Origin of the sequence: Alistipes sp. AM16-43, assembly GCF_003435745.1 — a bacterium.
Lineage (GTDB): Bacteria > Bacteroidota > Bacteroidia > Bacteroidales > Rikenellaceae > Alistipes > Alistipes onderdonkii.
In genome coordinates this window covers 610,113-622,098 of the sequence record NZ_QTUQ01000002.1, presented here as the reverse complement: position 1 = coordinate 622,098, position 11,986 = coordinate 610,113, and the positions used below count along the sequence as shown (strand labels likewise).

Annotated in this window: 12 protein-coding genes; 8 read left to right on the top strand and 4 right to left on the bottom strand. The window is 52.9% G+C overall.

Annotation, left to right across the window (positions count from 1 at the left end; genetic code table 11):
- Positions 1-27: 27 nt before the first annotated feature.
- Both DW189_RS05760 and DW189_RS05755 read right to left on the bottom strand, forming a co-directional pair.
- A complete protein-coding gene (locus tag DW189_RS05760) occupies positions 28-3,135 on the bottom strand; it encodes a SusC/RagA family TonB-linked outer membrane protein (RefSeq protein ID WP_117507161.1) in 3,108 nt (1,035 codons plus the stop codon).
- Between the two features lie 33 nt (positions 3,136-3,168).
- Entirely contained in the window at positions 3,169-4,419 is a 1,251-nt protein-coding gene (locus DW189_RS05755; RefSeq protein WP_259295433.1) for an IPT/TIG domain-containing protein, read from the bottom strand.
- A 700-nt stretch (positions 4,420-5,119) separates the two neighbouring features.
- Between DW189_RS05755 and DW189_RS05750 the strand changes: the two genes are divergently transcribed.
- The 3 genes from DW189_RS05750 to DW189_RS05740 all read left to right on the top strand — a co-directional run bounded on the left by DW189_RS05750 (position 5,120) and on the right by DW189_RS05740 (position 6,080).
- On the top strand, positions 5,120-5,302 hold the full coding sequence (locus DW189_RS05750; RefSeq protein WP_117507160.1) for a hypothetical protein: 183 nt from the start codon (positions 5,120-5,122) through the stop codon (positions 5,300-5,302).
- Positions 5,303-5,442: 140 nt separating this feature from the next.
- On the top strand, positions 5,443-5,700 hold the full coding sequence (locus DW189_RS05745; RefSeq protein WP_117507159.1) for a hypothetical protein: 258 nt from the start codon (positions 5,443-5,445) through the stop codon (positions 5,698-5,700).
- 53 nt (positions 5,701-5,753) lie between these two features.
- Positions 5,754-6,080 carry a hypothetical protein gene (locus DW189_RS05740; RefSeq protein ID WP_022331826.1) on the top strand — a complete coding sequence of 109 codons (327 nt, stop codon included), beginning with the start codon at positions 5,754-5,756 and terminating at the stop codon, positions 6,078-6,080.
- 60 nt (positions 6,081-6,140) lie between these two features.
- Here the strand turns inward: DW189_RS05740 and DW189_RS05735 are convergent, their stop codons facing one another.
- A complete protein-coding gene (locus DW189_RS05735) occupies positions 6,141-6,719 on the bottom strand; it encodes a hypothetical protein (RefSeq protein WP_117507158.1) in 579 nt (192 codons plus the stop codon).
- Between the two features lie 259 nt (positions 6,720-6,978).
- Positions 6,979-7,509 (bottom strand): hypothetical protein, encoded by a 531-nt coding sequence (locus DW189_RS14230; RefSeq protein ID WP_141417861.1) that lies wholly within the window; start codon positions 7,507-7,509, stop codon positions 6,979-6,981.
- Positions 7,510-8,076: 567 nt separating this feature from the next.
- Between DW189_RS14230 and DW189_RS05730 the strand changes: the two genes are divergently transcribed.
- From DW189_RS05730 to DW189_RS05710, 5 genes are all read left to right on the top strand, one after another.
- Positions 8,077-8,331, top strand: coding sequence for a helix-turn-helix domain-containing protein (locus tag DW189_RS05730; protein ID WP_141417862.1), 255 nt, complete (start codon positions 8,077-8,079; stop codon positions 8,329-8,331).
- Positions 8,332-8,347: 16 nt separating this feature from the next.
- Entirely contained in the window at positions 8,348-8,617 is a 270-nt protein-coding gene (locus tag DW189_RS05725) for a helix-turn-helix domain-containing protein (protein WP_141417863.1), read from the top strand.
- A gap of 644 nt (positions 8,618-9,261) precedes the next feature.
- Positions 9,262-10,155 (top strand): HEPN domain-containing protein, encoded by an 894-nt coding sequence (locus DW189_RS05720; RefSeq protein ID WP_117507196.1) that lies wholly within the window; start codon positions 9,262-9,264, stop codon positions 10,153-10,155.
- An 8-nt stretch (positions 10,156-10,163) separates the two neighbouring features.
- A complete protein-coding gene (locus DW189_RS05715; RefSeq protein ID WP_117507155.1) occupies positions 10,164-11,183 on the top strand; it encodes a virulence RhuM family protein in 1,020 nt (339 codons plus the stop codon).
- 105 nt (positions 11,184-11,288) lie between these two features.
- Positions 11,289-11,873 carry an ORF6N domain-containing protein gene (locus DW189_RS05710; RefSeq protein WP_117507154.1) on the top strand — a complete coding sequence of 195 codons (585 nt, stop codon included), beginning with the start codon at positions 11,289-11,291 and terminating at the stop codon, positions 11,871-11,873.
- The last annotated feature ends 113 nt before the right edge of the window (positions 11,874-11,986 follow it).

Genomic DNA, 11,986 nt, shown 5'->3' with positions numbered 1-11,986 from the left:
AGTTTATGTTCTTAGGAGAGATTCGGGTTAGAAGTTCAGGTAAATCTGCAGCGAGAAGCGGCGCGGGATCGGGTAGGCGTGCCCGGTCTGCATGGCCTGCTCGGGGTCGAAAATCTCCACGCCGTCCCATACCGCGAGGTTCTCGCACATGATCTGGAAGTCGATGGATTGCAGGCCGAGCGCTTTGCGCAGTCCCGGCGTGTGCAGGTTGTAGTTCAGGCTCAGTTCCTGCAGGCGCAGATAGCGGGCATTGCCTTTCCAGAAGGTCGAGGGTTTGGTGTTGTTGGCGTTGTTGCCGTAGGAAAGGCGCGGGAACCGCGCATTGGGGTTCTCGGTCGCCCGGTTGCCCGAGTAGTCGGCCGAAGTCCAGCGGTTGGCCGGATTGTAGGCCAGGGCCAGTACGTTGCCCTTGTATCCGCCGTTGAAGGGAATGTAACCGTCGAATTTCGAGCCGTCCTTGTCCCCGTAGAGGAAATAGTTGTTGCCCGTACCTTTGAACAGGACGTTGAGCGTCCAGTTCTTGTAGCGGACTTCGGCGCCGAATCCGTACATGAACTGCGGGATGCCGGAATAGGCGAACAGGGGCACCTTGTCGTCGTCGGTGATCACGCCGTCGCCGTTCACGTCCTTGTACTTGATGTCGCCCGGGCGTACCGTGCCGAACTGCTCGGGGCTCATGTCCACGTCCTGCTGATCCTTGAAGAGTCCCAGGGAGATGAATCCCCGCTGCACGTCGTTCGAGAACCCGGTCTTGCTCAGGTAGGGATAAGGCTGCGTGGCCTCTTCCCAGTTGTTGATCTTGTTCTTCGAGAGCGTGAAGTTACCGCGCAGCGTGAAGTGGAAGTTTTTGCCGAGGGGCTGGAAATATTCGAAGTTTCCGTCGCCGCCCCAGCTGGTCATGCTGCCGACGTTCCCGTAGGGCATGCTGATGACGCCCACGTAGTCCGGAATCTGGGCGCGTTCCTGGAAGATGCCCTCACGGCGGTCGCGGAAATAGTCCACCGTCATGGTGAAGCGGTCGCCGAAGAGGTGGAGATCCATACCGATGTCGAATTTCTTGGCTTTCTCCCACGCCAGGTTGTCGGCGCCCACGCGGTTCTCGGTCAGTACGCCCGAACCGCCCCACGGCGTGCCGTCGGTCTTCTCTTCGATGATCGTCAGGTAGGGGAAGCGCACGCTGGAAATCCGGTCGTTACCCACCATACCGTACGAGGCGCGGATCTTCATGAAGCCGATCCACTTGATCCGCTTCATGAATTCGTACTGCGTGGGAACCCAGCCCACGGCCACGGCCGGGAAGAATCCGTACTGCCGGCCGCTCTGGAAGTTCTCCGAACCGTTCAGACCGAAGTTCACGTCGAGGAAATAGGTATCCTTGAAGCCGTAGGTGAAGCGCCCCGAGAGGCTCTGGTAACGCCTTGCGATGGCGTTCATCGAACTGTCGGCACCCGATTCGGTCGTGCTTTCCAGGTAGTAGAACAACAAGCCGCCTACGCGGTGGTTTCCGAAGGTGCGGTCGTAGTTGACTTTGGCGTCGAAATAGAGTTTCCGCCAGTTCCATGCCTCGGAGTTATACTGCACCGAAGCCTCGGTGACCTGTTCCGAAAGGATCAGCTCGCCTTTCTGGTTGCGCTCGCGTGCCAGGTAGAGGGCCGGCATGGAGTAGCGGCTTTCGCCGTAGAGCGACTGGGAATCCCACGAACCGGTGGCCTCGATGTTCAGCCCTTCGGTGAGCATCGACAAATCCTGTTTTATGCCGATGTTGAAGAGCGTGCGGCTTTTGTTCTCCACGGTGTTGCCCGTGTAGTTGAGCAGCACGTGGGGCGGGATGTCGCTGTCCGAACCCGAGGCGGGCAGCTCGCCGCTCGAATAGCGCAGCGGGTACATCAGCGGGGTCGTCTTGGACTGCGAATCCCAGATCCAGTCGGTGAGCGACGTGTCGGTGCGGCTGTACTTCTTACCCATGCTCGGACGCTTGTTCACCGACATGAAGCCCATGGCACCCAGGTAGATCTGCGTCGTCTTGGTCAGGTTGATGTCGATGTTGGTGCGGAAATTATAGGTGTCGTAGCCGACGCCCTTGTTGTATTTGCTGTCGTCCATGCTCTTGTAGGCCGACGATTCCTGCGACATGCCCAGGCTGGCGAAATAGCGGGCGATGTTGCCGCCGCCCTGTGCACTGACATACTGCGTGTGCTGGAACGAGGTGGGGTTGAGGATCACGTCCTGCCAGTCGATGTCGGGGTAGAGGTCGGGATCCAGCCCGTAGCGGATGATGTCCATCTGCGTGTCGTTGTAGATCGGGCTCATGCCCGAGGCTACGGCTGCTTCGTTCGCCATTTCGGCATACTGCGTGGCACCCACGTAGCGGGGCAGGCGGCGCAGCTCGGAGATGGTGTAGTTCGAGCGGAAGGTGATTTTGAGCTGCTCCTGTTTTCCGCGCTTGGTGGTCACGAGCACCACGCCGTTCGCACCGCGGCTGCCGTAGACGGCCGTTGCGGCGGCGTCCTTGAGCACCGAGAAGCTCTCGACGTCGGCCGGGTCGATCTGGCTCAGGTTGCCTTCCAGGCCGTCGATCAGCACCAGGGCGCCGCTGTTGGCGCCGAACGTGCCGATGCCGCGCACCCAGAATTCGGAGATGTTCCGCCCCGGCTCACCGCTCGACTGGATGGAAATCACGCCCGGGACGCGGCCGCCGAGCGTGTTGACGATATTCGTCGCGGGCAGTTCGAGGTCTTTGGTGTCGACCACCGCCACGGCGCCCGTCACGCTGACTTTGCGCTGCGTACCCATACCGATGACGACGACCTCTTCCATCTGGTTGCCTTCCCGGAGGGTGATCTTGACGTCGGCCGCCGAAGTGATGATCTGTTCGGCGGTTTCGTACCCCATGAACGATACGGCCAGCGTATTGTACATTTTGGCGGTGAGTTTGAACCGGCCTTCCGAATTGGTGATGGAGCCGATGCCCGGCTCGTCCTTGATATAGACCGTGGCGCCGACGATGGGGACGTCGTCCGAATCCACGACCAGTCCGTTCACCTCGACCGGCTGCTGCTGTTGCTGTTTGCTCTGGGCACCTGCCTGTACCGCGAGCGCGAACAGGAAGGCGCATATCAATAGAATTCGCTTCATGTCTGTTTAGGATTGTTAGGTGAATAAACCCACTTATTCGATGGCTATGCGGCGGATGGCATAGTTCTCGCTGTCGCCGATGTAGAGGTTGCCTTCCGCGGTGATGGCCAGGCCGACCGGTTTGTTGAATTTGGCCGCGTCGGCAGGGCCGTTCACATAGCCGGACGATTTGGGCGTCCCGGCGAACGTGGAGACGTAGCCGTTCGAAAGTGTGATCTTACGAATACAGTGGTTCTCCCTGTCTGTTACGTAGATAGCCTCGCCTTCGGGGTCTACGCACATCTGGCAGGGGTAGTTGAACTGCGCCTCGGCGAGCGGCCCGTCCAGATAGCCCGCCGTGTTTTTCCGCCCGGCCCACAATTCGATGGTGCCAGCGGCGATGTCGTGCTTGTAGATGCAGTGCTGGCCCTGGTTGGCGAAATAGACGATGTTGGGGTCGCGCGGATCGAAGACGACGCCCATGATGTCTCCTTGGGAGTCTATGAAGCGGCCGGGAGGCGTGAGATCCTCGCCCTTTCCGGTGGCGGGATCCCAGCGGGCCACGACGCCCTCGTTGGTGTAGAAGTAGAATTTATTGTCGGCCGGGCACATCATGAAAGTCTGGATGGCATTCCATACGGGAGCGAAATTGCCGTCGGTATAGAACAGGTCGTGATCCCACTTGATGTCTCCCATGTTCGTGTTGGCGTAGTCGGCGACGGGATCGAAATATCCGTATCCCTTGTTCCCGATGTTGGTGTGGTACCAATATACATTGCCTGTGGCCAGGTCGGTGCTCAGGAGGATACCCGTTACGAGGATGCCGAAATCGTTGAGGACTTTGATATTTCCGGCCTCCTCGTTCATCATGTAGACGCGGTGCTTGGCTCCGTCGTCTATGCTGAAGCGGACGTAGAGGTTGTCGTGCTTGTCGACGGCGATTCCCGATTCGGGCTTCGACGAGAAATACGACCCGATCAGCGAGGTGGTTCCTTCGGGCATGGTGGTGCCCTTCATGCCCCCGGCGATCGTGGAAACATTGGTCTGGATGATGTAGTCGAACAGTTCGTCGAACTGTACCTTGTTCTGCTCGTTCTCACCCACGGAGACCGAGATGACGCACTCTTCGCCCGGGAGCTTGGGGGCAAGGACGAGCATGCGGTCTCCCGTCGAGGAGATTACGGCTGCGCGTTTTTCGTTGAAATAGACATTGAGGGCTTTGGCGTCGGTGCCGAAGTTCTTGCCTTTGATGATTACCTGGGTCGCTATCGGCCCGGTTTTAGGATAGAACGATTCGAGTTCGATGGGTTTGTCGGGTTGGTATCCCGAATTCCCCCCCCCTCGTCGCCGTCAGAGCACGCTGACAGCCCGATTCCTGCCGTCAGGCAGGCGAGCCATAAGTGTAACCGGCATTTGCAGTAGAAGTTTTTCATGAATGTTGGTTTTAGTAGGGTATATATTTAATAGGTTGACGCGTTGGTTGCGGCGGTTTTTATCCGGAATTCCCCGGGCGTGTCCCACGGTGCGGGAGATGCGGCCCGAACCCGATGCGGGACGGTCGGGGACAAAACGCACGGCGGCGACGGGACGATCCGTCCCGCCCCCGGGAAAGGGCGTATGAGCTGCATCGACGGTTTCTCCGCAGGTTGGTAGGTCAGGTTCATTCGTTTCGCAAGTTCCGCAAATCCCGTCGGAGCATTCGTCCGCCGGGAGTTTTTTGTGCTCATACAAAATTACCTAATTGCGGGTGTAATTCAAGTCCGCCGGGGTTGAAATGAGATGTATGTTAACTCGTTCTGAAAATTAACATGCTGTTTTCCATTGTGTTACATGCTCGGCTGTTTGCCGTTTTGGTAAACGGGAATTAGAGTTGCCTCTGGGTATGCGGATTCAATATCCGGCGTTTTGACGGCTTGCCCCGCCTGTGGGATTGGGAGGATCGGACACTGATAGCTATTGTCCGGGCACCGGGGCGACCGCAATTTTGGCCTCTTGCCTGCGCAGCTTGGGGAAAGGAGTCGGGGTCAACTACAACCAGACCGTCAAAGCCATCCACACCAATTTCAACGACCGCCGTGCCGTGGCTTTACTGGCACGGCTGGAGAAATATACTCAGGAATTGACGCTCTTGTTTGGGCAGGTCGTCCGCCTGACCGAAGAATTCAATCGCAGATGGTCGGCCGAATAATAAAAATCCGGATGCAATTCGCATCCGGATTTTTCATTTAACCCCCTCGCTCCTTTTAATATCGTTACAGTTACTACACGGCTTGGAGATTCGTTTTATGATTATCACCTTTGCCGCCATAGAAATCTAACGAACCTGATATGACTATAAAAACCTGCAAATTTCGTATTGGCGATGTCTATTTGTTCCATGCGACCGACCCCGGTTGCGAAAGCGGAACGTCGCTGTGGGGAATCGTCAACGACCGGGACGCCGATGGCCGCATCTGTCTGGAAACTTCCTCGGCGGATCTGAAAAAGTATAATCATTGGACTTTTCTGCCCGCCGAATACCTGTTTTGCAGACTTTCCACGCGCGAAGAATTAAGGGACTTCTCTTTTAACCTGAACCGCAATTAATTGCGTAAATTTTAGTGAGCAATATCGCTCGAATAACTAAAATTATTTATTTTATGTCTTACAACAATTACTACATGCGCCTGCGGGTCAAGGCGGTTCAGGAATTTGACCGGATGTATCACGAGCCCGAATACAAGGCCAAATGCCACAAACGGGTCTGGAAGCGGCTCGGATGCTACATCTTCGGCATTTCGTATCAGAGTTATCTGGATTATCTGAAAATGGATGTTTCGGACGTTCCGCCCACACCGCTCGAGGCCCAGCAAGCCAAACGCAAACTGGTGGACAAGCTGCTCGAACGCGAACTGCAAGTGAAAAAACAGCCCGTCCGGCGGAAAGAGCCGGAAGAGGTTAAAAAAGAACCTGTCGAACAGGAGTGACGCCAACTTTTCAGCGGCGGGGCGGTCTTTCGGGGCCGCCCCGTTTTTTCCGGGCGCGGCTCAACACACCGGGCTTGCGCCGTCATCCCCGTCGGGCATCCCGGCCAAATCTTCCAATATCGTCTGCAAACGCTCGCCCAGGACGATCATCACCCGCTCGTCGTCGTAGTCGGACAATTCCGCGGCTGTCTGCTCGTTCGGGAAAGCCATCGCCACCAATTTGGCACTCAACACCGTCAGATAGGCCAGCGGAATAACCGGGGCTGTGCCCATTCCATCGCCCCGCACGGTGATCCGCTGCTGCGGAACCGCCAGACGCCCCGGTTTTTGGCCTTTTTTCTCGATGTTCCACAGCACGTTCTCCTCGGCCTGCGTGACATAGAGATTGAACGTCGATTCGTTCACATACTCGGCCCGGTCGGCCCAAAAATCGACGCCGTAATCTTCGGCCGTGAGATCGGCACAGATGCCGCAGTCGGGCATGTCGCGCATAATTGCCCGGAGGATGATGTTTTTGTCGGTCAGCTCCGCCGAGCGCAACTCTTTCAGGGCGGCGATGCAGATGCACACCTGCATCATGTAAAGGTGATTGATTGCCCGCAGGACTTTTTCGAAGTCGAGGTCGTTTTCGTTCATCATGGAGTTTTACGTTGTTCATCAATGCGTGTGCCGTTTTGCCGATTCGCATGCGGGGGTATCGGCATGAAAAAAGGGGCGGTTCCGCTGAACACAGTGACGCAACTTCACTCAATAGAAGAATTCAACGCGGAAACCGCCCCCGGAGCAGGCCGGAGAATCCGCCCGCCCCGTAGATGCCGCGCAAACAGGCTGCCCGTTTCCATAGGGAGCAGGACGGCAAGACCAGATTATAAAGGGCCGGCCTTTCAGACAGGATTTATTAGCTGCGGCTGAAAGGCGGGATTTCCTGTTTTGCGCGGCAAAGCCGCATCCCAAAAGCCCGGGCACATGCTGCCAACTCCGCCGCACCGGATTGTACGGCGGGGCAGCGTTCCGTTGACCCTCGGCTGAAACTATATATAATAGTTTTCGACGAACGATTCGAAAAACGGGGGAGGGAGTACGGATCCCATCCCCCTACCCAAAATATTGCCTTATGAAATTCGACGAATGGGCCTGACAATTTTGGGTATATCAATTCATTGGATCGCAATAAACTTACTTTACCGTTTGCTGAATGATGGCGTAAAGAAATAACATTTCGGTTATAATCGTGGAATTGACTGAATAGACCGAAAAAAGGAGCAGCCGGATAATAACTATCCCAAGTTAACCGATCTCGCTCGGCTGCTCCAGCAGGCACGCGCGCATACCTGTTGTCTGAAACCCTGACAAACACGGTAACGCCTGCTGACCCGTTGGTAGCAACAGACATCAATATACTCTCTTCCTGATTGATTTGTCGTAACATATTGCCGGGGTTAGTTGTTGTTCAACATTCCCGACCCCATCGAAAATGGGCGCAGGTACAGCCTTTCACGGTCGGCCTCGCGAGCCTTGGATCGGAAAACTGTCCTTGCGCCCGAAGCTCCTGTGTGAAGCTGCGGGCCGGGGGTTTCGGATAACCTTGATGCACCCGGCGCGGTATTGGTGGGCCGGATGCGGTGTGCTTGCACCCGCCCATAAAAAGGGCGAGGACGCAGGTACAACCCCTACAGACGGCCTGCTACAGCCTAATGATGGTAGTTGCCCTTACGCCCAAGCCCGCCTGCGGCACACGACCGCAGGCATGACAAGGGTTTCAGACAAATTTTACACCATCATTGAAATCTGTTGTATTTCTACAACAGGGTAGCAGTTTTCTGTAGGTATAAAGGTCTGTCCTAACCTTAACAATATGTCACTTTGCCTAATAAGTACTGCAAATGTAACATAGTTTTTGTTATTAAAAAAGAACGCTCACAAATATAATAAAAAGTTCTCAATAAGTATTCGCGAGAATGTAAGTTTTTCTTGGTTTGGCTATTCTTTTGTGTTCATGGCAAAAAAAGAACGATATTTCAAAGACGAAGTATTTGTTGAGAAACTATCTCAACGTATTCGTGAAGTACGGAACACGCATGCCCAAACACAAGAGAATCTTATCGACAACGTTCATTTAGGCATCAATAAATATGAAGTCGGTCGCGAAGTGCCTACGGTGATGTCCATACTTAAAATTTGCATGCACTACAAAATTTCGGTTCGGGAGTTTTTTGATGTCGAACTGTTCGACTACCCACCGAAAGAATAACTTTTCTCAAATAACTTTGGCAAAATATATAGATCCTGCATTGGCAGAAATAGTCGCTTTACGAATCAAGGAGTTTCGGGATCAATACGGCCATACGCAAGAGTTTTTGATTGATAAGGTCGGGTTGAGTATCAATCGCTACGCAATGCTGGAACGTGTACCAACCTTGATGTCCCTTCACAAAATCTGTACTTTCTACGATATAACCCTTTCCGAGTTTTTCATGCCTATCAACTTGCCTCCCAAAACGGGTAAAGAAGTCGAGCGGATGCCGAAAAAGAAATAGTAAGATATCCTGCGACCACCAACGAATAAAGGTCAGAACAGAAATTGTAAGATACAATCGCTGCTCCAACCTTTTTCTTTTCCGGTAAAATCACAGAGGCACCCGACAACCGGGTGACGCTATCGTCATACCGATTCCGCCCGCTCCCAAGCAGGGGGCGGGTGCAATCCGTATAATTTATTGTATTTTGGGCGCGACGGGTTTCCATAAATTCGTAGGATGAATTTCGAAGCTGGGTTCCGCGCCCCGGATAGGCATAAAAAAGGGGGCGCGGTGTCAGCCCCATACGCAGGTCGTGGAAAACCTAAAGTTGGTAGCTGTCCTGCGCCCCTGTCGTGCCCCGCAAAAAATATGCGGGACATAACAAGGACTGACAACCATTATACCAACTTTCAAACCCTCCCGAAAGAGGTTTCCACGTTTGCGTATGGTATAAAGAGTTGTTTACCCTTTATAGTTATGTCCGTCGGCTATGCCGAGTTCTGATAATTCCGCATAATCGTCTGTTTTAGTTTCTTTTAAGTGGCTTCGTGCCACCCCTTTTGGGAAACTTTTGCAGACTATTTGCAGGAATGATAAGCAAATATAGCGAAAATATGGACAGGTCAAAGCGGTTTACCAACTTTTTTCATAATTTTGTAGTTATGAAAAAGAGCGTCAACTTCTTACCCGAAAATAAACGGAACGACCTGAAACAGCTTGTCGATCTGGTTCGCCGGAACATAAAGGATGTCGGCATGGTTATCCTGTACGGCAGTTATGCCCGGAATACCTATGTCGATTACGACCAGCGCATCGAGTTCGGCGTACCGACCTACTTTATGAGCGATTACGACATACTGATCCTGACGCGCAAGCCAATCGGGGCGATTGAGTATTCGCTGTATGACAAAATTGCCGACGCTTTTTTTCAGCACAAGAACAGACCTTTCCATACCAAGCCCCAATTTATCAATTACGGGATAGACGACTTCAACTATGCGCTCTCAAAAGCCCACTATTTCGAAACGGAGATAAAACGACAGGGAATTATTCTGTATGATTCGGGTGAATACAAGTTGGCCCGCCGCCGCAAGTTGAATTTCGACGAGATTCAGGAGCGGGCGCAGAAATATTATGATGACAATTTCAAACCGAAAGCGATTGAGTTCATTCTTTTAAATATTGATTCTTATAATAGGAAGAATTATAAAATGGCTTCATTTAACTTGCATCAAGCCACAGAAAATCTTTTGCGTATAATAGAATTAGTATTTACTTTATATAGCCCCAAAGAACACAGACTTACTGAATTGATGAATCGCTGCAAGCGGTTTACGACCGAAATATTCAAAGCGTTTCCACGCGACACGCCGGAGGAAGAACGACTTTTCAAACTTTTGGAACGGGCTTATGTCGAATCCCGCTATAATCCCGATTTTGAAATAACGAAAGAGGACATCGACGCGCTGCTGCCGAAAGTCGAACGCCTGCGCGACATCGTGGAACGGGTCTGCACGGCGCAGATCGACTACTACGCCCGGCAGAAAAACAAATAACCGCTACTATGGCAAATGAAATTGAAGCCTATACGAATTTTCTGTTTTACAATTCGGAGGACGGCAAAACCAGCATACAGGTAATTGCCGACGCCGACGCCGAAACCATTTGGACGACCCAGAAAGGAATGGCTCAAATTTTCGGCGTGGAAGTCCCTGCAATCAGCAAGCACCTGAAAAATATCTTCGACAGCCGCGAACTTGACGAAAAAGCAGTTGTTTCCAAAATGGAAATAACTGCCGACGACGGGAAAAAATACCTGACGAACTGCTACAACCTCGATGCGATTATTTCGGTCGGCTATCGGGTCAATTCGTTGCAGGCGACACGCTTCCGGCAATGGGCGACGGGGGTGCTGAAAGAGTTTATGATAAAGGGCTTCGCCCTTGACGATGAACGATTGAAACAAGGAGGAACGGTGTTTGGCAAACGCTATTTCGATGAACTGCTTGAACGCATCCGGGAAATCCGGGCGTCCGAGAGGATGTTCTACCAGAAACTTACCGACATTTTCGCCCAGAGTTACGACTATGACAAGACGGCGCAGATCACGTTCGACTTCTATTCCTCGATACAGAACAAACTCGAATATGCCGTGATCGGCCAGACCGCCGCCGAAATCATCATCGACCGCGCAGACAGCCGCAAAGAACACATGGGCCTGAAAACGTGGCGCGACGTGGGCAAGGGCGGGAAAATTCAGCTTTCCGATACCTATGTCGCTAAGAATTACATGACCCGCGAAGAATTGAGCGAGTTGAACCAGTTGGTAAACATCTGCCTCGACAATGCCGAATTAAGCGTAAAACGCGGCCGCCCGATCTCGATGCAGGGCTGGGTCGAACAGGTCAATGCAATACTTTCGTTACATGGCTATACGCTTTTGACGGGCAAAGGGACACGTTCGAGTGCCGACGCAAAGGCCCACGCAAAGGCCGAATACGAAAAATTCCGCCCGATACAGGACGAGCATTTTGTGTCGGATTTTGATAAAATGGTTGCAAAGACGTTGAAAAACAAGCATTGAAAGAATTGCGATACCGTGAAAAAGGGTTTCACGGCGCAGATCGACTACTACGCCCGGCAGAAAGCCGGATAAACCGGAAACGCCCACCTCACACAACCCGAACTTATGAATGATATAACCCTTATCCAAAATAAAATCTACGAAATCCGCGGCCAGCGCGTGATGCTCGACTTCGACCTGGCACCACTGTACCAAGTTCAAACAAAAGTTTTGAAACAGGCGGTACGCCGTAATATCGAACGATTCCCCGCGGATTTCATGTTTGAAATAACCATAGATGAGTATAACTCATTGAAAGACAGTTTGAGGTCACAATTTGTGACCTCAAACAAAGGAGGCACGAGATATATGCCTTTTGCTTTTACCGAGCAAGGTGTATCCATGCTTTCGAGCGTATTAAGAAGTGACGCCGCTATTCAGGTGAATATCGCTGTCATGCGGGCCTTTGTCGCCATGCGCAACTATATCGCTACGACGACGACCGTCACGGCAGAACTGGCCGAAATCCGCGCGAAACTGGCCCTGCTGGAGCGTACCGACGAGGACAACGCCGAAGCCATAAACGATCTGTCGGAAGATATGCGCAAGGAATTGGACAATATCTATCAGGCAATCGCCGCCCTGTCTGTCAAAACCCCGCAGGCCCGCAAGCAGCCCCGGCTGATCGGATATAAAACGCCGGAAAAATAGTTGTCGCATGAAACGGTTGCTGAACCGTACCCCATGCAGGTCTTTCCCTGCGGCACCGAACTGCTGTAGCCAAAGTGCGGAGTAGATTTTTGATAGGCAACCGGGCATCGGAG